The organism is Candidatus Enterococcus testudinis, from assembly GCF_002140915.1.
In the GTDB taxonomy this organism is placed as follows: Bacteria; Bacillota; Bacilli; order Lactobacillales; family Enterococcaceae; genus Enterococcus_D; species Enterococcus_D testudinis.
This window is the reverse complement of the sequence record NZ_NGKU01000001.1, coordinates 2,781,225-2,803,093: the sequence shown is the minus strand read 5'-3', so window position 1 is coordinate 2,803,093 and position 21,869 is coordinate 2,781,225. Positions and strand designations below refer to the sequence as shown.

The window sequence follows — 21,869 nt, the reverse complement described above, 5'->3', positions numbered from 1 at the left end:
GAATCACTGCGACTGGACGGCGCAAGCCGTACAGAGCAGATGATGAATAGTACTAGGGGAGCGAAGCGACCGTAGTGACTAAGAGACAGGAAGCATTGCTTTTGAAGTGGTGAATCAAAAGTTGTGAAAAAATCATGCTGGATCCTAGTGAGCAGTATCCTACTAACCAAATGAAAGCAGCGGACAAGGATGCCGATTTTTTCATTTGTTTAGTAGTGACTTACTTGGATCAGCCCAAAGGAGCAAAACATGACAGAAAAACAAGTATTCAAAACAACTTGGGGCGGACGCCCACTAGAAGTTGAAATTGGTCAAATGGCCAAACAAGCCAATGGTGCCGTTTTGGTGCGCTATGGCGATACGGTGGTCTTAAGTGCAGCTGTTGCGTCTAAAGAAGCAAAAGATACGGACTTTTTCCCATTAACGATCAACTATGAAGAAAAAATGTATGCAGTAGGTAAAGTCCCTGGCGGCTTTATCAAACGCGAAGGTCGTCCAAGTACTGCGGCGACATTGACAGCTCGCTTGATCGACCGTCCAATCCGCCCAATGTTTGCGGATGGATTTAGAAATGAAGTGCAAGTCACTAATATCGTGATGAGTGTAGAACAAGATTGCACGCCTGCAATGGCTGCGATGTTTGGTTCATCATTGGCATTGTCTATTTCAGATATTCCATTTGACGGCCCAATCGCGGGTGTCGATGTTGGTCGTGTCAACGGCGAATATGTTTTGAACCCAACTGTTGAACAAGCAGAGCAGACAGATATCGAATTGACTGTCGCTGGAACCAAACAAGCCATCAACATGGTCGAATCAGGTGCCAAAGAAGTCTCTGAAGAAGATATGCTAGGCGCATTGCTTTTCGGTTTTGACGCCATTAAAGAATTGGTTGCATTCCAAGAGGAAATCGTTGCCGCAGTTGGCAAACCAAAAATGGAAGTAAAATTACTGCAAGTCGATGCTGATTTGAAAAAAGAAATCTTTGATGCGTATTATCAAACAATGAAAACTGCCGTAATGACAGAAGAAAAATTGGCTCGTGAAGATGAAATCGATCAAGTCAAAGATACCGTCAAAGAAGTCTATGCCGAAAAATTTGCAGGTCACGAAGAAGAAGCGCAATTCCTAAAAGAAGTGAAACAAATTGCGGAAGACCTTGAAAAAGACGTTGTACGTGAATTGATTACCATCGATAAAATCCGTCCTGATGGCCGAAAATTAGATGAGATTCGTTCATTGGCTTCAGAAGTGGGTCTATTGCCACGTGTCCATGGATCAGGATTATTTACCCGGGGACAAACACAAGCATTGTCTGCTTGTACATTGGCACCATTAGGTGAACATCAAATCATTGATGGCTTAGGCGTAGAAGAATCAAAACGATTCATCCACCATTATAATTTCCCACAATTCTCAGTGGGTTCAACTGGCCGCGCGGGATCACCTGGTCGTCGTGAAATTGGTCACGGTGCGTTAGGTGAACGTGCATTGGCGCAAGTGATTCCTGACGAAACCGTCTTCCCTTACACAATCCGTCTGGTTGCGGAAGTATTAGAATCAAATGGTTCTTCTTCTCAAGCAAGTATCTGTGCTGGCACATTGGCATTGATGGATGCCGGTGTACCAATCAAAGCACCAGTTGCTGGGATTGCGATGGGTCTGGTTTCTGACGGTGAAAACTACACGATTTTGACAGATATTCAAGGACTAGAAGATCACTTAGGCGATATGGACTTTAAAGTTGCAGGAACCAAAGACGGGATCACTGCCTTACAAATGGATATCAAGATCCAAGGAATCACAGAACAAATCTTGACGGAAGCTTTGACACAAGCGAAGAAAGCCCGTATGGAGATCTTGAATGAATTGACCTCAACTTTAGCTGCACCTAGAGAAGAGTTGAGCCAATATGCACCGAAGATCGAAATGATCCAAATCGAGCCAGCCAAAATCAAAGATGTCATCGGAAAAGGTGGCGATACGATCAACGGAATCATCGAAGAAACAGGCGTTAAAATCGATATCGATCAAGATGGCAAAGTATCGATTGCTTCTGCTGATGCAGAAATGATCAAGAAAGCAATCAAGATCATTGAAGAGCTGACCAAAGAAGTCAAAGTCGGCGAAGTCTACCTTGGAAAAGTTGTCCGCGTAGAAAAATTCGGCGCATTTGTCAACTTGATCAAAGGCAAAGATGGTTTGGTCCACATCTCACAATTGGCCAATGAACGGGTCAACAAAGTAGAAGATGTGGTCAAAGAAGGCGATGAGATTTTAGTCAAAGTCACTGAAATCGACAAACAAGGCCGTGTGAATCTTTCAAGAAAAGCGTTGCTGAACGAAGAAAAAACGGAACAAAAATAAACAATACGGGTGATTTGTGTGTCAAATCATCTGTCAAAAGACAAAGCCAGATTCGATTCGGCTTTGTCTTTTTTTTGTCCATCATTTAGCGCACACACCAAATATTCAGCAAAATACTATTGAGAACACAATTCAGATTTATTCTTTGCGTTACACGGTAAAATAAGAGATAATTCAAAATATTCGCTAGGAGAGGAGTGTAGAATGAAGGCGAGTCAAGGGAGCGTCTATCGACGGCGTGAAGCGATGATCCAATTTATTGAAGAAAGGGAGCAAGCGACCGTGAACGAATTGGCGGTTTTTTTTCATGTATCCCTGGTTACGATACGTAGAGATTTGTTGTTTCTAGAAAAGAAGCGATTAATAGAGCGATATTATGGTGGTGTGCGGATCAAAAAGGCAAACAGCTTATACAGTCAGCAAGCATTGTCATCTGCAATATCAACAGCAGACCTTATCAGAAGTTGTCAGTCATTTGTAAGAAACAAGCAACGGATTTTTATTGGTGCTAGCAGACACTCAACGGCTTTGATAGGTGCGCTTATGGAAAGGGATCTCACTATCATTACCAATGACTACCAAGCATTGTCAGTTACGCAGAATGGGCAATCTGGTATCGTCTATTTGTGTGGAGGGGAGTTAGAAGCACAAACAAATGCATTAGTTGGTGATCTTGCGACATGGACTTTCGCTAGATTTGAAGCGGATCTATGTATTGTAGAGGTGCATGGCATCAATGCACATGAAATCACGAGCCGTACGTTAGCAGAGTCATTTGTTTATCGGACGATGCTGCACCATACAACAGGTGAAACAATCATTTATACAGATGGGGAAAACATGGGGCAAGCACCGGGATTTATGATTGATCGGACTTTTTCTGCAGATCATTTACTGGTCTCCGGGGAGGTACCTTTACCGATGCAACAGCAGTTTGCACAAGCGGGTGTCAAGATACACTTGCTGACTGACCCAACTCGTTTGCAGGATTGAAACAACCGTTCATAAAAAAGCTTTCATGAACGGTTGCTGGTGAAGGGTTGTTTTTTGAAGGGTAAAAGATTACGCTAAGTATCAGAAAGCGCTTTACTAAATAGAGTTAGGAGAACGATATGAACAAAACATTTCCAAAAGATTTTTTATGGGGGGCATCGATTTCTGCCCATCAGACCGAAGGGGCCTATGCAACTGACGGGAAAGGATTAAGTGTACAAGATACCCGTCCACGTGATAATCATGAGATTGCTGACTTTACAGTAGCTGTCGATCATTATCATCATTACAAAGAAGATATTGCCTTGCTTGCTGAATTAGGCATCAAGATTTTCCGTTTTTCAATTGCTTGGACGAGAATTTTTCCCCATGGCCGTGGGGAAATCAATCAAAAAGGGTTGGATCATTATAGTGATGTGATCGATGAATTGCTGAAATATCATATCCAGCCATACATCACGTTAAGCCATTTTGACTTGCCGCAAGCATTAGAAGATGAAGGTGGTTGGTCGAATCGCGCAACGGTGACTGCATTCAAAGAATATGCTGAAACGTTGTTTAAAGCATATGGCGACCGTGTGACCCATTGGTTAACGATCAATGAACCGAATATCATGTTGCTTGTCGATCGTAAAATTTTAGGCAAAGAGATTCCCCTCAATGAAAAGTATCAGCAATTTCATCACTTAATGATGGCAGAGAAATATGCATTTGATCGGTGTCATACGCTGGTTCCTGGTGGGCAAATCGGTCCAGTGCCGAATATTTCGTTGGTTTATCCGGCAACAAGCAAACCAGAAGACAACCAAGCAGCATTATACTTCAATAGTGTGCGTAATTGGGCCTATCTAGATTTTGCTTGTTTTGGTCGTTACAATGCAGTATTCAGTGATTACCTTTGTCAAAACAATATTGATATCACTTTTGCACCTGGGGATGCAGACTTGATGAAGACAGCTTTGCCTGACTTTGTCGCAATGAATTTCTATACGACAGTGACAGTTGAGCAACCAACGACAACAGGTGATATGAAAAATGGGATCAGTGATCAGCAAAGTGAAGACATTATGGAACGCGGATTTTATAAAGGATTTACCAATACCTATCTGAAAAAAAATGCCTTCAATTGGACGATCGATCCATTGGGATTGAAAACCACGTTACAAACGCTTTATGATCGGTACCACTTGCCAATTATTATTACTGAGAACGGCCTTGGTGCGGAGGATCATTTGACCGATGATGAAAAAATCCATGATGAGTACCGTATCGACTATTTGGCCCAGCACACGGAGCAATGTTTAGCAGCTATCCATGCGGGGGTTGAATTGATTGGATACAGCCCATGGTCAGCGATCGATTTGATCAGTGTCCACGAAGGAATCAAGAAGCGTTATGGGTTTATCTATGTCGATCGGACAGATGCGGATGAGAAAGCGCAAAAGCGCTATAAGAAAGATAGTTTTTATTGGTACCAAAAATTGATTGAAGAAGGGTAAACCCTTGGTTGGAGGAGTAAAATATGAATAGTGTCTTTACCTTTTTAGAAACACGCTTGATGCCGCCTTTGAACAAAGTGGCGAATCTGCGCTTTATCCGTGCGATTATGCAAGCGGGAATTATTACTGTCCCGTTTACGATCGTGGGTTCGATTTTCTTGATCATCAATAATTTGCCGCAGATCATTCCACCGCTGGCCGGTTTTTTTGAAGCAACGATTTTGAAATTTTCGCCTTTATATACTGTAGCGACAACAATGTCGATTGGCTCGATTGCAGTTTTTTATTGTTTGGCAACTGGATACTACTTGACCGATATATATCGCAAAGAGGATAAACTTGATGTCAGCAGTTTTGTTGGCGCGATTCTTGGTCTTTATGCCTTCTTGTTGACGATCATTCAGGTGGATATTACAGATGGCGCAGCACAATTGCTTCAATCTGAAAGTGATACGGCTATTATATATAACGGGATTGCTGTCGGTGGTTGGATCACGCGTTTTAGCGGAGTGGGGATCTTTATCGGAATCATTACCGCTGTTTTGGCGACGCAGATGTATCGATTGTGTGTCAAACACAAAATTACGATCCATATGCCAGAAGGGGTTCCAGATGGGGTCAGTAAGGCGTTTGCATCCTTGATTCCAGCAATCTTGATTGCTTTCGTCATGCTCGTTATTAACGGTGTCCTCGCTGTGTTTCATACGGATTTACATGGTCTCTTATCCAAACCATTTGAATTTGTCAAAGATTTGACAGGTTCTTGGTTGGGGATCATTGTGATCATGTTATTGATCCATCTTCTATGGGCCGTGGGTGTCCACGGGACAGCTGTTATCAAGAATAGTTTTATCAATCCGATCTTATTGGTCGCATTGACAGAGAATATCGATGGTGCCAATAACATTTTTGCAGGTGATTTTGTGAATATGTATATCTTCATCGGTGGTGCAGGCAGTACCCTTGGTTTGGTTTTGTTGATGTTGTTTGCAGCAAAATCGCAACAATTAAAAGTACTCGGCAAAGCTGCCATTCTCCCGGGATTGTTCAACATCAATGAGCCAGTGATTTTTGGTGCACCGATCGTGTATAATCCGTATTTGATCATTCCATTCATTATCACACCGTTGATCAATGTGTCTATTGCATATTTTGCATCATCGGTTGGTTTCGTGAATAAAATCATTACAGGGATTCCTTGGATCTCCCCGTTAGGTATTGGGGCTTTCTTAGGTACTGGCGGCGATTTTCGTGCGGTGCTGATTGCATTGATCAACTTAGGTGTATCGATCGTCTGTTACTATCCATTCTTCAAAATGTATGATGGCAAATTGTTTGCTGAGCAAGAAGGAATCAAAGAAAATCAAGCATAAAAAATGCAGCGCATCGTTTAGATGTGCTGCATTTTTTGGTATAAGACACAATCTTTGCAGTGAGAGGAAGGCTGCTGTTGTTCTTTTCTTAAAGGAATCAACATCCGTAAACCATTGAGAATCACTAGAATCGTACTGCCTTCATGACCAACGACGCCGAGGGGCAATGTTAAGAAACTCAAGAAGTTCGAAGCAATCAAGAGTAGGATGACACTGATTGAAAAAATGATGTTTTGTTTAATGATCCGTTGTAATTTCCGGGCCAAGCGATGGCTGTCGATCAAGCGTGAGAGATCATTTTTCATCAATACGATATCTGCAACATCCATGGCGACATCCGTTCCTTCCCCCATGGCAATGCCGAGACTAGCAGTAGCAAGTGCGGGGGCATCATTGATGCCGTCGCCGACCATGGCATTGGTGTGAAAACGTGCCTTCATTTCTTTGATTGCGGTGGTTTTTTCATCAGGCAGGCAATCACTGAGAAAGTCATCGATGCCAATTTCGGTCGCCACGCGTTGTGCGGTTCCTTGATGATCTCCTGTCAGCATCGTGGTATGGATGCCTAAGGCACGAAAGTAACGGATACATGCTTGGGCATCGGCTCGTGGTTGATCCAATAGTGCGAGGTAACCCACAAGCTGCCGATCTTGGCTGATATAAATCATTGTTTTCCCTTGGGTTTTCAAGTGCTTCAGCTGTCCAATTTGTTGTGGAGTTAGATTAGAACTATCGGCTTCTTTGCCTATTTGCCAATGACTGCCGTGATAGTCTGCAGCCAAACCAACACCTGCTTGTTCCGTGACCTGCATAGACAATGGTTCGGTATCGTGATAATACATTCTGATGGCTTCTGCCAATGGATGGGCAGACTGTGATTCCATGCCTACAATCAAGCGAGGCAGATCCGGTATAGCCACGAAGAATTCAGCATCAGTGACGACAGGTGTGCCATTGGTCAAGGTTCCAGTTTTATCAAACGCGATGGCTTGCATATGAGCGAATGTATCCAATGCTTGCCCGCCTTTACATAGAACACCGATACGGGCGGCATGAGAAATTGCCGCCAAAGTGGCTGGTGTAGCAGAAGCAACGAGTGCACAAGGCGATGCAACTACCAGCAGAACCATGCCGCGATAAAAGCTTTCTTGAAAGCCCCAACCGGTATACAGTGTGCACAAAATAATCATCACCGGCACCATGATCATGACGATGGGGACATAGACTTTCTCGATTTTTTCAATCAAGGTAGCAGTTTGACTAGGCAATTGTTGTGCTTCTTCCACAAGTTGAATGATTTTTGCGAACCGCGTCTCTTCACTGGTATGGGTGACTGTGATCAATAACGGTTGACCTAAGTTGATCGTGCCGCCATAGACTTCATCTCCGGGTTGTTTTTCTACTGGTAAAGATTCGCCGCTGAGGGCTGCTTCATCGACTGTACTTGTCCCATGAATGATTTGACCATCGATAGGAATCCCGCTGCCTTTTGCGACGAAGATCGTATCTTGCAAGTGCAATGCTTCAACCGCAACTTCTTCAAATTGGCCGTCGGCAAGCACACGTTGAGCGGTGGTTGGTTTCAAAGCCATCAATGAGCTGATTTCTCTGGTGCTTTTATTGGTGGTATATTCTTCCAGGGCACCACTTAAGCAAAAGATGAAAGTCAGCATTGCACCTTCAAACCAATGGCCGATTGTACAAGCTCCAATGGCGGCAAATGCCATTAACAAATCAACATTGAGTGAACGGTCTATCCATAATTCTGCCAAGCCTTCCCCGGTTTGTTTCCAGCCACCAACCAAAATAGCCAGTCCATAAGCCAATTCGCTAAAAGGCAGGCTGAGGTAGGATAAAGCAAGCCCTATCAGCATCAGGACAAGGCAGAATAGGGTAGATATCATGGCTGAAATAGTTGATTGCATCATCTAATCTCCTCCTTGTTTCAAAGATAATTCCTATTTTCATCCTCAGCATAACATATGGACCAGTATGATTGTAAAAAAATATACTACTTGATAATGAAAGTGATTATCAAGTACGCAGCGAAACAGAAATCAAAAAAGAACGTATCATTTGCGTGAAATGATACGTTCTTCATTCAGTGAGGGGGGCATCAACGGAAACTATAAGTCGTCAAGGGAATCCGTCTTGCTTCACACCAATCTTTCACAGGACCGCTGAATACGATAGGGACATTGGTCAGATCACTGGTTTGCGTCTGACCGACCATTGTATAGAGCAATCGTAATTGTGCTTGCCATGATTGAATGATGGTGATTGTTTCTTCTTTGCCTTTGGTCAATAATAAGTTCAAAATCGTACCGGATAGACCCACGCTTTGTGCCCCTAGACATAGGGCTTTAAAAATGTCCAAAGCATCTCGAATGCCGCCAGAAGCAATGCGGGTGAAGGGTTGATTGACTTCGTTTGATTCCAATAAAGAAATCACGGTCGATTGACCAAAGGAATCAAGATAAGCCATGTCGCGTTTTTTGCGGCGGGCATTTTCGATTTGTGTAAAACTTGTCCCACCGCTGCCTGCGACATCGATGGTTTCTACACCAATATCGAGCAATTGTTGGATCGTTTCACGGGACATGCCAAAACCAACCTCTTTAACGATCACAGGTACTTTGACTTGTGCCACCGTTTTTTCTAATAATGTCAACCACTGGCGAAAGTCACGATCACCTTCAGGCATCACCAATTCTTGCGGGGCATTGAGATGGATCTGCAACGCATCCGCTTGAAACAGATCAACGGCACGTTGGGCATTTTCCACAGGACTACCCGCCCCAATATTCGCCAGTAAGAAGCCTTCTGGAAAGGTCTTACGGACAATTGTGAAAGAGTCAGCAACCGTTGGGTCCTTCAAGGCAGCGGAGACAGAGCCTGTGGCCATCATCAAATCACAAGCTTGAGCGATTTCTGCTAAATCACGATTGATGACTTGCGTTTTTTGACTACCGCCAGTCATTGCATTGATAAAAAAAGGATTGGCAAATCGGCGATCAAACAACATTGTCGCAATCGATACTTGATCGACATCAATGCCTGGAAAGGAATGATGGACCAATTGGACGGCATCGAAGTCATTGCTATGATCTTTATGAAAGGCTTTGGCTAATGATACGTGTTCATCTTTTCGATTCATCATTGATCCTCCCGATAATGGTAGACATGTAATGGCAATGGGATGATATCCGCTTTTTCCCATGCGCTCATCAACGGCAAAATGCCGGTTTTCTGATCGACGATCACAATCCCGCAATCACCACCGCCAGCACCAGAAGATTTGGCAGCACCGCGATATGTTTCGGCTAAGTCGCATAATTTCTTGAGGGCAGGGGTTTCGATCGATACACCTGTCCATGCGGATAATCCTACTAGCAATTTGCGGTTTTCAGTGATCATTTTTTTGATGGTTCGGCTATCTTCATTGAGGAAACCGTCAATCAATCGATTGACACACGCTTTACTGGCATCAAGAAAATCAGCATAGGCAGTTTCTTTGGCTTCTTTTGATTGGTAGACTTGATCGACCAAATCTGAAGTAGACGCAGGAGAACCGGTCCAACCAATCAGCAGACGCAATGATTTAGGTACGGTCAGAGGACGAATCGATAAACCTGGCCAATCCAATGCCAGTAGATCAGTCAACGATCGTTCCTTCTGCTGGGTCAAGACCCAATCATGGTCAAAGGTCGAAAATGCCAACCAACCACCGTAGCAAGAAGCCGCGATATCGCCGCAGGAGCCATTGCCTTGTACAGCCAAGTGAGCCAAGGCAGCGATTTTGAATTGGGTCAATCGATCCATGTTCAATTGGTAAAATAGGTTCAGTGCCTTGACTGTTGCTACTGTTACAGCACCGCTGGATCCTAGACCATACTTGCGGCCATTGGAGTTATCCAATTCACTGGTCACTTTTAAGTCATAAAAGGACAAAGTGATTCCTTTTTCACGGGCATACTTTTCTGTCAAACGGATGGCAGCCAAAATATAATGAAAGGGATTGTCGCGGTGGTCCAAGACCAACTCGCCTTTACGTCTTGTCCAACGGATCGGCAAGTCGCTGTATTGCGCAGATTGAATACTGCCGTTGTTTTTGGCGTGCTCGATCGTGATGTTGATAAATTGATCGACAGCTACGATAATGGCGGGGTGACCATGTTCGACCACCGCGTATTCACCTGCGATAAATAATTTTCCGGGAACCGATAGTTCAATCATGTTGTCACTCCTTGATGATAGTTGTTGCGTGGTCATTGACAGGCAATGCAGTCAAACCTGAACCAGCATGGGCCAACACGAGCTGGTCTTGTGCAAAATTACTTTGCAGCGCGTGTAAAATCGCTTGTTCATCTTGCTTTTGACAAAGGACTTTGACGTTTGGACCAGCATCCATTGTAAAGTAGCAAGGCAAACCTTGCTGGCGTATCTGACGAACACAATCCATGGCCCGTAATGATTCTGGCGACCAGTAAGTGAATGGCGGTTGCGCCGCTAGTGTCGTCGCGTGCATTTTCAAGGCATTGGCTTCTGCTACTTCGCCTAAAGCAGTGAAATCTTGTTCGGCAATGGCTTGTTTGATCGTCTGCAAGTCTGCGGCTGCACTCGTCAACCACCCATCATAAAAGCTGGAGGTTTCCACTGTTCGACGCATGCCATCACGACTGGACACTTCTTTGGCCTGATCATTGATCAGAATGAATATCATACTTAAGTCATTTTCCCATTGGTTAGAAGGGACTTGGATGGCATAAGAAGTAGTATCTGTTCCTTGTTGCCACTCGGCGAAGCCGCCGTAAATACTACGGCAAGCTGAACCAGACCCTTTACGTGCGAGACGCGAGAGGGCTTCTGGCGAAAGCGCCATCCCCAAAGCTTCGTTACAAGCGCCGGCCAAAGCCGCCAAACCACTTGCAGAAGAGGCCAATCCGGCAGCTGTTGGTACAAAATTATGGCTTTCCACCAAAGCAGCAAACGGACAATTCGCCTCGGCGCGGATCAAATCTAAGAAAGCACTGATTTTTTTGGTGGCCGATGCGGATTGTTGTTGATCATCTAAGAAAAATTGGTCTTCTGCGAACGTTTTGTCAAACGTCACTGTTGTTTCTGTATAAAATGCATCTAATGTTAACGAAAGGCTATTGTTCATTGGCAAAATCAATGCTTCATCTTTTTTGCCCCAGTATTTGATCAATGCAATGTTTGTATACGCACGTGCTTTCCCTTTATACATGTTCATAAACTCCTAATCCTTGCATCCAAGTCGCACGAGCGCCTTCGGACAATAAAATATGGCTGATTGTTTCAGCCGCTTCTTTCGTATCAGTTAAGACAATCAAACACCCGCCACGACCCCCTCCGGTCAATTTGGCGCCAAAGGCTCCATGTTGTCTGGCTGTCGCAACCAAATGGTCTAAACGAGTATTGCTGACCCCCAATGATTGCAGCGCCTGGTGCGCCTGATTCATGGCCTGCCCTAGAGCGACGAGTTGATTGTTGATAATGGCCTGTTTGGCCCGATTTGTTTCTTGCCCAAGTTGTTGGATTGCCTGATGTGCCAACGAAGAATTGGTATCAAAGAGCTGGGCAACACTTTTGACTGCCTCTCTGGTCTGACCTTTGATTCCCGTATCTGCAACGACTAAATACCCATCGATCGTCAATGGAAAAGAAGTGATGGCTTGTCCTTTGACAAAATAGATGGCATCATGGCCACTCGCTGCAGCAGCATCGATCCCACTTGGATTGCCATGGGCGATTTTTTCAGAAAAATCAACGTACTGCATCAATTCTTCTTTTTGATACGCATGATGGATCCAATCAAAAAAAGCCCGGGTCAAGGCAACAGCAACTGCGGCACTAGAGCCCATACCTCGCTCAGAAGGAATCGTACTGACGATGGTTGTTTGAAAGGGTCCTGTCTGAAAATCTTGTTGCAAGCGCAACAGAAGTTCTTTGACATTTTCCATGTGAACAGGCACATCTTGCAGCAACCCATGAAAGTAACTGGAGATCAATGTGTTTGCTGTGCTTTCTGCTATTTCGACCTGTACTTTTGCCCCGGCAAAGGGGAAAGCAATGGCGGGTTCGCCATACACAACGGCATGTTCCCCCATTAAGATGATTTTACCCGTAGCTATGCCACTACCGATTGACATGTTTTTCCTCATTTCTTTAGGGAGCACTGCCCACCTGTATCTTTTTAATATATCATGAACGTAAAAAACGACTGACAAGAAAATAATTAAATAAAAGATCCTTTCCTATTCTACTAGAAGATCGCTGATTCGTTAAGCATTCCGATAGAGATTTGCAAAAAAAGCAAAAATCTTTAAACTTTTGTTGAAAAAAATTTTTATTTATGCTTCATTAATTCCAGTTGACGGCACAAGATATAGTATTGTATAGTTGGTAACGCAAAAGAAACATACAATATTTAGTGTAAGTGAGTTGGGGGATATGAGCGTGATCGTATTAGCAGGAACAATTGGTGCCGGTAAATCAAGTTTAACAGCATTGATTGCCAATCATTTAGGCAGCGAAGCCTTTTATGAATCCATCGATGACAATGAAGTGCTGCCTTTATTTTATGCGGATCCAAACAAATATGCGTTTTTATTACAAATCTATTTTTTGAATAAGCGATTTGACAGTATCAAAAAAGCGATGACTGACGATAACAATGTCTTAGATCGTTCAATCTATGAAGATTCATTGTTATTCCACTTGAATGCCGATCTGGGTCGGGCTACAGATACTGAAGTCAAAGTGTATGACGAATTATTGGCCAATATGTTAGAAGAATTACCCTATGCTGCCTACAAAAAGCATCCTGATTTATTGGTGCATATTCGGGTGTCATTTGACACGATGTTAGAACGTATCCAAAAACGTGGCCGTGAATACGAGCAATTGACCTTTGATCCGACGTTATATGATTACTATGAAGAATTGAATAAACGGTACGATCAATGGTATGAGGAGTATAACGAAAGTCCAAAAATCCAAATCGATGGTGATCGTTTCAACTTTGTGGAAGATCCTGAAGCAGCACAAGCTGTGTTGACCATGGTTGAAGAAGCGCTAAAAGACGTACGTTAAATAATTCATTTGCCCCAAGGCCGCGAATAAGTAGGCTTGGGGCTTTTTTTCTTTTATAATAAAGAAAAGGACGGAGGGAACGCTTTGGAAAAGAAACATGTATTCAACGATGGCAACTATGAATGGATCCAAGTGGATCAGCAAGATGCCGCGAGTATCACTGCATTGCAAAAAGAGTATCATCTTTCTGATGAGATGTTGACGTATTCATTAGATAAGAACGAACGGGCACGGGTAGAATATGATACCGAAGAAGCAGCCCTGTTGGTTGTTTACAATGTGCCGCAACAAGATAAGCGAGACAATCATTTCGAAACGAGTCCGATGACCTTTATCTTAAAAAAGCAGCAATTGTTTACTTTTTCCTCGCAGCACACACAATATGTGATTCCCATGATGGAGCGGCTGATTGCACAATCACCACTGCAAACACCGATCCATTTTTTGTTTCAAAGTCTGTTTTTGATATCGGGGACCTTTTTCCCATTAGTGGAAGAAGTCAATAGTGATCGTATCCAATTGAATCAAAGGCTGCGGGAAAAAACGACGAACAAGAACTTGTTGCAGATGTCCGATTTAGAAGTAGGGCTGGTTTTTTTGGTGTCCGCTACCAAGCAAAATGCGGTACTGTTGGAACAAATCAAAGCGTTGTCGATATATCGTGTCATGGATGACGACGAAAAAGAACAATTAGATGATGCCCTGATCGAAGCCAAGCAAGCGGTAGAGATGACCCAGCTGGCTTTTCAGATTTTGGAACAGCTGTCGGGTACATACAATAACTTATTGAACAATAATCTAAATGACACCATGAAATTCTTGACGGTCTGGTCTTTGTTATTGACCGTACCATCCATTGTAACTAGTTTCTTCGGCATGAACGTCCCATTGCCTTTTACCAATTCTATTTTTGGATGGGGCATCGCTTTGTTGATCAGCTTGGTGCTCTCGATTTGGATGTTGGTTGCCCTTTGGCGACGCATTCGCTAGTCGATAACTAAACCAAGACCAGCAGCAATGATCAATCCTTGTTCCTGATCGACGATGAGCCCTTTTAGTTGATCCGTGGAAAGAGCGATTTGTTCAAAGCGATTGCTTCTAAAGTCTAATGAAGCCAATGGCGTATGGATCCAGTTGCTGTTATTCAACTGATTATCCTTGAAGGTCAAGTGTTTCCAATCAATCTCAGTAAATTCACTGTCATTGCACTGACAATGGTCGATTAGCATGGTGCGTATATTGGTGTTGCTGAATGAAGAGAAATTGGCAGTACAGTCGATAAACGTGCAATCACGAAAATAGCTGTCCGCAAAATTGGTGCCAGTCAATTTGCATTGCTTGAAGATGACGCGATGAAAGCTGGCGCCATAACACTCAAGGTTTGAAAAATCACACTGTTCAAAGACGACATGTTGACATTCCCATTGTTCAAGTCGTGTTTTTTGCAGGGTGATTTTTTTGAGCTGACATTGCTTTAGGACGAGGTTTTTGCAGGTGTCGTAACTACAATCTGCGTCTTCAAAGAACGCACCTTCGAAGATTTTTTCCTCTTCTAAATAGAAATCTTCTGTTACGAGTGTTGGGAGCGTTGGAGGGAGGGGCAAGTATGATTTAGCCATAATAAGATCCTTTCAAACTTTTTTTCTAGTATACCATGTCGGGTGATATGCGGGGGCGGATTCTTCCTGTGATTCCTGTTGATATTGTGAAATTTATTCAATGGGGCGTGAGAATGCTTTTATATGAGTGGAAATCAACATTAAAATTAAACGAAAAATTCACAATCTGTCATTTGCATCAAGATATTCAAGGGACTTATCCGTCAGTTTCATGCAAGTAAAGCGGTAGGACTTGCGAAAACTGTCATTTTTTTTGAGAAATGCGAAAAAATTGATAGTTGTTCTTTTCACAATCTAGCTATAATGACAATGTAAACAAAAGGAGGAAATATACCGTGACAAAAACAGTAATCATTGGCGCGAACCATGCAGGAATCGCAGCCGCGAATACATTATTAGACAATTATCAAGATCAAGAAGTTGTCATGATCGATCGGAATACGAACTTAAGCTATCTAGGTTGTGGGACTGCATTGTGGGTTGGACGTCAAATCGACTCATATGATGGATTATTTTATACAAAACGTGAAGACTTCGAAGCCAAAGGGGCTAAAGTCTATATGGAAACCATTGTTGATCACATCGACTTCGAGAAAAAAGAAGTACATGCTGTGACACAATCAGGTGAAGAAGTGGTTGAATCTTACGATAAAGTCGTGATTGCAACTGGTTCTGTACCAATCTCACCCAAAGTACCTGGTCGTGATTTGAAAAATATTCATTTCTTGAAGAAATTCCAAGATGGCCAAACAGTGGACAAAGAATTGGCTTCAGACGAAGTGAAAAACGTAGCTGTCATCGGTGCTGGTTACATCGGTGTAGAGATTGCGGAAGCGGCAAAACGTCGTGGTAAAAATGTACTATTGTTTGATGCAGCGACACGTGCGTTGCCAAACTACTATGACAAATGGTTTACAGATGATATGGATGTCAATTTAGCAGACAATGGCATCGAATTGCATTTCGGCGAATTGGCGCGTGAATATAAAGGAACTGATAAAGTAGAAGCAGTTGTGACGGACAGTGGCGAATACCCAGTAGATTTAGTCATCAACGCGATCGGTTTCTTACCGAATAACGAATTAGGCAAAGATCATTTAGAATTGTTTGCCAATGGTGCATACTTAGTAGACCGTCATCAACAAACAAGTGATGCAGACGTCTATGCAGTAGGTGACTGTGCAACAGTTTACTCAAATGCTTTGCAACAAACAACATATATTGCCTTGGCAACCAATGCTGTACGTTCAGGGATCGTCGCTGCGCATAACATCGGTGGTACTTCTCTAGAGTCAACAGGTGTGCAAGGGTCGAACGGGATCTCGATTTTTGGCTATAACATGGTTTCAACAGGTTTATCTGTGGAAGCTGCTGAACGCAATGGTTTGAAAGTGAAGTACTCTGATTATGAAGACACGCAAAAACCAGGCTTTATAAAAGAAAATGCAACGGTGAAAATCCGCATCGTTTATGAAGAAGATTCACGTCGGATCGTAGGTGCGCAAATGGCCTCTCGTACATCTGAAATTGCTATGGGTATCCATATGTTCTCACTAGCAATTGAAGAAGGCGTAACGATCGACAAGATGAAATTATTGGATATCTTCTTCTTGCCACATTTCAACCAACCATATAACTACATTACTATGGCTGCATTGAAAGCTGAATAATACGGATAGCCGGGGCCAGGGGCCTCGGTTTTTTTGTGTAAAAAATATTGACAAACGTTTGAAATGCCTGTATACTATAAGAGTTGAGAAATAAAAGTAGAAGCACCCGCTTCTCGCCTGAGTGATGATCTTGCTGGGCAGAATAGGATTCCAATCATTTATTTGTATGGAGTACGTGCGGGTTCGTGAAGAACTCGTTTTTTTTATTGTCTGATTTCGAATCGACAAGCTTTTCTTTCTCTCAAAAAACTCGGAGGTGAATGACCATAGCAAAGGATATGATGGTAAACGACGGCATTCGTGCACGTGAATTGCGTTTGATTGATCAAAACGGCGAACAACTTGGTGTAAAGAGTAAAGCTGAAGCATTGCAAATTGCAGAACGAGCAAACCTTGACGTGGTATTGGTGGCACCAAATGCAAAACCGCCAGTAGCAAGAATTATGGATTACGGAAAATACCGTTTCGAGCAACAAAAGAAAGACCGCGAAGCGCGTAAGAAACAAAAAGTAATCAGTATCAAAGAGGTTCGTTTAAGTCCAACGATCGATGTGAATGATTTCAACACAAAATTGCGTAATGCACGTAAATTCCTTGAAAAAGGCGATAAAGTGAAAGCTTCTATCCGTTTCAAAGGCCGGGCCATTACCCATAAAGAAATTGGTCAGAAAGTGTTGGATCGTTTAGCTGAAGAAACAACTGATTTGGCAACTGTTGAGCAAAAGCCCAAAATGGATGGCCGCAGTATGTTCTTAGTATTAGCACCAAAAAACGATAAATAATGACTCACTGAGTTTCAGTTTAAAGTCAGATAACGAAAGATTTTGAGGAGGAAATTAGTTATGCCAAAACAAAAAACACACCGCGGATTAGCAAAACGCGTCAAACGCACTGGCGGCGGCGGATTGAAACGCTTCCGTGCATTTACTAGTCACCGTTTCCACGGAAAAACAAAAAAACAACGTCGTCAATTGCGTAAAGCTTCAATGGTTTCAGCTGGCGATTACAAACGTATCCGTCAACAATTAGCACGCATGAAATAATTGCGTCACCGGTCTTTACGTAAACAAATAATGAGTGATTTTCAAATTAGGAGGAATTATACATGGCACGTGTTAAAGGTGGAACAGTAACTCGTAAACGTCGTAAAAAAGTGCTTAAATTAGCAAAAGGTTACTACGGTTCTAAACACACTTTATTTAAAACAGCAAAAGAACAAGTAATGAAATCATACAGTTACGCATATCGCGATCGTCGTCAAAAGAAACGCGACTTCCGTAAATTGTGGATCGCGCGTATCAACGCAGCGGCTCGTATGAATGGCTTAAGCTACTCAAAATTGATGCACGGCTTGAAATTAGCTGAAATCGACATCAACCGCAAAATGTTAGCTGACTTGGCTGTAAACGATGCAACAGCATTTACTGCATTGGCTGACCAAGCAAAAGACGCTTTAAACAAATAATCAATGTCCTCACTCTTTTTTGGGTGAGGTTTTTTTATTTTCTCTCTTACTCATAAAAAAATGTTAGAATCTTTATGAAAATTTATATGATAGTAATGTTTTGTATACATTTGTAGCTAGATGTTCTGATTATTAGCGACATATGCTATAATCATAGAAAAGGAGGTATTATCTTGGCAACGATTAGAATTGATGATGATTTAAAACGTGATGCAGACAAAATGTTTGAGGATGTGGGTATGAATACGTCTGCAGCTGTAAAGATTTTTTTAACGAAGTTTGTTAAAACTGGAAAATTTCCCTTTGAGATTGAAACGATGCCATTCCAACCAACTGATGAAACATTGCAAGCATTTAAAGAAACTGAGAATCTCATAAAAAGCAAGAATGTAGTCAATCATGAAGACTTGAACAGCTATTTTGCGCGAATGGAAAAAGAAGCAGACGAGGAAGCGCATGCTGAATTATAAAACGACCACGCGTTTTGATAAGGATGTCAAAAAGTTGATCAAGCAGGGAAAGCCTATAAAAAAGTTGCATTTGGCGATGTCGTTGCTTATCAATGAAGAAGAATTAGATATGGCCTATAAACTACATCCATTGGAACCTAAAAATCAAATTCCTAAGCGGTGGGATATCCATATAGGTGGTATAACTAGTGATTGGATCGTTATATTCTATTATTTTGATGGGACGATTATTTTTGAGAGAACAGGCAGTCACTCAGAGCTATTTAGATAATATAAAAAACCAAGCAAGCCAATACCGATTCAATGGGATTGGCTTGTTCCATGAGCATATATCCACTAGATCCACACCTTCCTGTGGTATACTCAAACTTTGTAACTAAGAGTTTGGTTAACGAGCAGAGATGGATTCAATGGTTGTTTTTTCTCTCTGTTTGACAGAAGGAGCGTATCGAAAGTGAAGAAATTAAAGGTCCAAGATTTGATTGCTGTTGGGATTTATACAGCGATTTATTTTCTATTGATGAGTGTTTGTCTCTTGATATTGCGGTTTGTGATTCCTGGTTTTCATAATTTATTTATTCCAGCAGTGACGGCATTATTTTCTGGCGTGATTTATCTTATTTTATTACACAAAGTACCAAAATTTGGCGCAATCACCATTATGGGTACCGTAGTTGGGCTCTTTTTTTTGATTTCAGGTCATTTTCCATTGGCCTTTTTGCCTAATATGTTGTGTGCCTTGGCTGCTGATTTGATTCTTTACCATACGAAAATAACGGCACAAGTAAAGATCATGGTCAGTTATATTGTCTTTAGTTTTGGGTTGATGGGCCCGATTTTACCGTTATGGTTCATGAAAAATGCCTACATCGATTCATTGATTGCTCGGGGGAAAGACGATGCCTATATCAATGGGGTCTTTGCCCATACAACCACAGCGATGTTTGCGTTATGTGCGGTGGCGGTCTTGGTAGGCGCCATTGCGGGATTATTTATAGGCAGCCGGTTATATGACAAGCATTTTCGTACTGCCGATCAATGATAAAAAAAGGATGACATGTGGTGAATAAATCAGTTTTTGATCCCCGTACCAAGTTGGCGGTGATTCTTTTCGCTAGTTTCACAATGATGATTCCCATGCGTTGGGAAGAGGAATGTCTATTTGTGACGTTTCTCTTCCTGCTATTTGTGTGGAGTGGATTCTGGAAGAAAGGTCTTGCCTTATATCTGCTATTCTTGTTTTTGACTTGGACAGATCAGCAATTATTTGCTCAAGGGGATCACCTGTGGGTACTGATCCTTGATTTCTTTTCGGTGGGGTATCGCCGTTTATTGCCAACGATTATGGCTGGCGTCTTTGCGGTCAGCGGGACGAAAAATAGTGAATGGATGGCCGCTCTGCAGAAAATTCATATGCCAAACGTGCTGTTGGTACCCTTGGCAGTATTGTTCCGCTTTTTCCCGACATTGATCCAGGATTTCAAACGGATCAGGCAGGCGATGCGCTTTCGGGGAATTGGTGTGACCGGGGTGTCTTTGTTCTTGCATCCTGTCCAGTCGCTGGAGTATCTTCTGATTCCATTGCTGATGTCTGCAGATAAAACAGCCACTGAATTATCTGCAACCGCCTTGGTTCGAGGGTTGGCTGCGGACGCGCGGCATACAACTGTGTACGACCAAACCTTGCAATGGCGTGATGGGTGCGTATTATTGGTGTTATGCGGCTTTTTGATAGGAAGGGTGTGGCTGATGTGATTCGATTGAAACAGGTTCAAGTGATTAGAGAAAAAAGGCATGTATTGACAGATCTTTCTTTGACGATCCAATCCGGCGAAGTGATCGTCTTGTGCGGTGCCAGCGGAAGTGGCAAATCCACCCTTCTGAATGTCCTGAATGGATTGATTCCAGAATTGTATCCAGCAACAGTCAAGGGCGAGATTCAAGTGGATGATCATAGATTACCAGTCACTGATTTTTCGGCTTATGCACAGAAAATCGGCGTTGTTTTTCAAAATCCGAAAACGCAATTTTTTACCACCGATGTCTATGCCGAGTTGGCCTTCTCGATGGAAAATGCTGGTATTGATCCAGCTTTGATACGTCAGCGCATTGAAGAAACGGCCCGCCAATTTGATATTGCTTCATTATTATCCACAAGTGTCTTTGATTTATCTGGGGGAGAGCAGCAATTGGTGGCGCTGGCTGCTGCTGCGATGCTGCCTCATGATCTTTTTTTACTAGATGAACCGTCAAGTAATCTAGATGCCGCGGCATTGGCGAAGTTGGTTTATGCATTGTCTGAATTGAAGCGCCAAGGGAAAACGCTAGTGATCGCGGAACATCGTTTGTCCTATTTGACTGCTTTGGCAGATCGGTATTGTCTACTTGATCACGGGGGAATCAAACAGGTATATCCAGCTGATGAAATCGGTGCGTTCAGTCCACAGGAAATTCATGATCTCGGCTTAAGGCAATTGCAAGAGCCCCACATAAAGAACAATCAAGCGGCCATTGATGCAGCGGATCAGGTGCTGACGGCGCAAGGAATAACAATCAAACAAACTAAAAAAAAGCCGACACGTCCATGGGCTATTTCGGTTCCTGTGCTGACGTTGCCCCTAAAACAAGTTATCGGTATCACAGGGGCCAATGGTGCGGGAAAATCAACATTGGTTCAAGTGCTCTCAGGGTTAAAAAAAGCACCAAAAGCTTCTTTTCAAATAAATGGCCAGTCTTGGACCCAAAAACAGTTGCTGCAAAATAGTTTCCTTGTGATGCAGGATGTCAATTTGCAATTGTTTTTTGAAAGCGTTGAAAAAGAATTATTGGTCAAAGCCCAAAAGCAGGCAGACTTTGAAAGAATCGTGTCTTTATTGGGGTTGCATCCGCTATTGAAACGTCACCCGCAAACGTTGTCCGGTGGCGAAAAACAGCGGGTGGCGATTGCCAGTGCGTTATTATCCGGCAAACGGTTCTTGTTTTTTGATGAGCCAACCAGCGGCTTAGATTTGGAACAGATGGAAGCCGTTAGTACCTTGCTTCAGCAAATCGCTCAAGAAGTTGACCTCTTGATGATCATTAGTCACGATCAAGAATTTCTGCAAAGGACCTGCCCGCAAGTGATTCGATTATCGAAAGGAGAACTGGTCAGCGATCCATCGACAAGCTCTTTATAAATATATAGTTTAGACCGTTCTTATTTAGGTAGGAAATGGTCTTTTTTTTTTGGATTGACTACATATATGGCCAGTATGAAAAAATCTTCATCCGATTTACTGTCAATCGATTAGCGACTGA

General features: G+C 42.7%; 21 protein-coding genes and 1 other annotated feature. Of the genes, 15 read left to right on the top strand and 6 right to left on the bottom strand.

Annotated features, from left to right (window positions below; translation table 11 throughout):
* Window positions 1-249 precede the first annotated feature (249 nt).
* The 4 genes from pnp (at window position 250) to celB (ending at window position 6,232) form a co-directional block, all read left to right on the top strand.
* A complete protein-coding gene (gene pnp / locus A5886_RS13615; RefSeq protein ID WP_086275629.1) occupies window positions 250-2,367 on the top strand; it encodes a polyribonucleotide nucleotidyltransferase in 2,118 nt (705 codons plus the stop codon).
* Between the two features lie 204 nt (window positions 2,368-2,571).
* Window positions 2,572-3,360 (top strand): DeoR/GlpR family DNA-binding transcription regulator, encoded by a 789-nt coding sequence (locus A5886_RS13610; RefSeq protein ID WP_086275628.1) that lies wholly within the window; start codon window positions 2,572-2,574, stop codon window positions 3,358-3,360.
* Window positions 3,361-3,479: 119 nt separating this feature from the next.
* On the top strand, window positions 3,480-4,859 hold the full coding sequence (locus A5886_RS13605) for a glycoside hydrolase family 1 protein (RefSeq protein ID WP_086275627.1): 1,380 nt from the start codon (window positions 3,480-3,482) through the stop codon (window positions 4,857-4,859).
* Window positions 4,860-4,882: 23 nt separating this feature from the next.
* Entirely contained in the window at window positions 4,883-6,232 is a 1,350-nt protein-coding gene (gene celB / locus A5886_RS13600; RefSeq protein WP_086275626.1) for a PTS cellobiose transporter subunit IIC, read from the top strand.
* Window positions 6,233-6,249: 17 nt separating this feature from the next.
* On the opposite strand, the gene A5886_RS13595 is transcribed toward celB, so the two are convergent.
* The 5 genes from A5886_RS13595 to mvk form a co-directional block, all read right to left on the bottom strand.
* Window positions 6,250-8,157, bottom strand: coding sequence for a heavy metal translocating P-type ATPase (locus tag A5886_RS13595; RefSeq protein ID WP_373404606.1), 1,908 nt, complete (start codon window positions 8,155-8,157; stop codon window positions 6,250-6,252).
* 191 nt (window positions 8,158-8,348) lie between these two features.
* Entirely contained in the window at window positions 8,349-9,389 is a 1,041-nt protein-coding gene (fni, locus tag A5886_RS13590) for a type 2 isopentenyl-diphosphate Delta-isomerase (protein ID WP_086275624.1), read from the bottom strand.
* Window positions 9,389-10,468: a phosphomevalonate kinase gene (locus A5886_RS13585; RefSeq protein WP_086275623.1), complete on the bottom strand. Its 1,080-nt coding sequence runs from the start codon at window positions 10,466-10,468 to the stop codon at window positions 9,389-9,391. Before A5886_RS13585 ends, fni begins: the two co-directional genes overlap by 1 nt.
* 4 nt (window positions 10,469-10,472) lie before the next feature.
* Entirely contained in the window at window positions 10,473-11,480 is a 1,008-nt protein-coding gene (mvaD, locus tag A5886_RS13580; RefSeq protein WP_086275622.1) for a diphosphomevalonate decarboxylase, read from the bottom strand.
* Window positions 11,473-12,405 carry a mevalonate kinase gene (gene mvk / locus A5886_RS13575; RefSeq protein WP_086275621.1) on the bottom strand — a complete coding sequence of 311 codons (933 nt, stop codon included), beginning with the start codon at window positions 12,403-12,405 and terminating at the stop codon, window positions 11,473-11,475. Before mvk ends, mvaD begins: the two co-directional genes overlap by 8 nt.
* A gap of 301 nt (window positions 12,406-12,706) precedes the next feature.
* Here mvk and A5886_RS13570 point away from each other — a divergent pair, with 301 nt between their 5' ends.
* Both A5886_RS13570 and A5886_RS13565 read left to right on the top strand, forming a co-directional pair.
* Complete coding sequence (locus tag A5886_RS13570) at window positions 12,707-13,348, top strand: deoxynucleoside kinase (protein ID WP_086275620.1); 642 nt, start codon at window positions 12,707-12,709, stop codon at window positions 13,346-13,348.
* A gap of 84 nt (window positions 13,349-13,432) precedes the next feature.
* Entirely contained in the window at window positions 13,433-14,338 is a 906-nt protein-coding gene (locus A5886_RS13565; protein WP_086275619.1) for a magnesium transporter CorA family protein, read from the top strand.
* On the opposite strand, the gene A5886_RS13560 is transcribed toward A5886_RS13565, so the two are convergent.
* The gene (locus A5886_RS13560; protein WP_086275618.1) at window positions 14,335-14,967 is read right to left on the bottom strand and encodes a pentapeptide repeat-containing protein; all 633 of its coding nucleotides are present in this window, start codon (window positions 14,965-14,967) and stop codon (window positions 14,335-14,337) included. The two genes, A5886_RS13565 and A5886_RS13560, sit on opposite strands and share 4 nt — an antisense overlap.
* Window positions 14,968-15,302: 335 nt before the next feature.
* Between A5886_RS13560 and nox the strand changes: the two genes are divergently transcribed.
* The 9 genes from nox to A5886_RS13515 all read left to right on the top strand — a co-directional run bounded on the left by nox (window position 15,303) and on the right by A5886_RS13515 (window position 21,748).
* Complete coding sequence (gene nox, locus A5886_RS13555; RefSeq protein ID WP_086275617.1) at window positions 15,303-16,637, top strand: H2O-forming NADH oxidase; 1,335 nt, start codon at window positions 15,303-15,305, stop codon at window positions 16,635-16,637.
* Window positions 16,638-16,725: 88 nt separating this feature from the next.
* Window positions 16,726-16,849 (top strand) — a sequence feature (ribosomal protein L20 leader region).
* A gap of 48 nt (window positions 16,850-16,897) precedes the next feature.
* Window positions 16,898-17,419 (top strand): translation initiation factor IF-3, encoded by a 522-nt coding sequence (infC, locus tag A5886_RS13550; protein WP_054115106.1) that lies wholly within the window; start codon window positions 16,898-16,900, stop codon window positions 17,417-17,419.
* Window positions 17,420-17,479: 60 nt separating this feature from the next.
* On the top strand, window positions 17,480-17,680 hold the full coding sequence (rpmI, locus tag A5886_RS13545; protein WP_003128650.1) for a 50S ribosomal protein L35: 201 nt from the start codon (window positions 17,480-17,482) through the stop codon (window positions 17,678-17,680).
* A 62-nt stretch (window positions 17,681-17,742) separates the two neighbouring features.
* Window positions 17,743-18,102 carry a 50S ribosomal protein L20 gene (gene rplT, locus A5886_RS13540; protein WP_054115105.1) on the top strand — a complete coding sequence of 120 codons (360 nt, stop codon included), beginning with the start codon at window positions 17,743-17,745 and terminating at the stop codon, window positions 18,100-18,102.
* 173 nt (window positions 18,103-18,275) lie between these two features.
* Window positions 18,276-18,572, top strand: a complete 297-nt coding sequence (locus tag A5886_RS13535) for a type II toxin-antitoxin system RelB/DinJ family antitoxin (RefSeq protein WP_086275616.1) — start codon at window positions 18,276-18,278, stop codon at window positions 18,570-18,572.
* Entirely contained in the window at window positions 18,559-18,843 is a 285-nt protein-coding gene (locus A5886_RS13530) for a type II toxin-antitoxin system RelE/ParE family toxin (protein WP_086275615.1), read from the top strand. The genes A5886_RS13535 and A5886_RS13530 overlap by 14 nt, the downstream gene beginning before the upstream one ends.
* A gap of 183 nt (window positions 18,844-19,026) precedes the next feature.
* Complete coding sequence (locus A5886_RS13525; RefSeq protein ID WP_086275614.1) at window positions 19,027-19,614, top strand: MptD family putative ECF transporter S component; 588 nt, start codon at window positions 19,027-19,029, stop codon at window positions 19,612-19,614.
* Window positions 19,615-19,634: 20 nt separating this feature from the next.
* Window positions 19,635-20,327 carry an energy-coupling factor transporter transmembrane component T family protein gene (locus A5886_RS13520; RefSeq protein ID WP_086275613.1) on the top strand — a complete coding sequence of 231 codons (693 nt, stop codon included), beginning with the start codon at window positions 19,635-19,637 and terminating at the stop codon, window positions 20,325-20,327.
* On the top strand, window positions 20,324-21,748 hold the full coding sequence (locus A5886_RS13515) for an ABC transporter ATP-binding protein (protein ID WP_086276071.1): 1,425 nt from the start codon (window positions 20,324-20,326) through the stop codon (window positions 21,746-21,748). The genes A5886_RS13520 and A5886_RS13515 overlap by 4 nt, the downstream gene beginning before the upstream one ends.
* Window positions 21,749-21,869 lie beyond the last annotated feature (121 nt).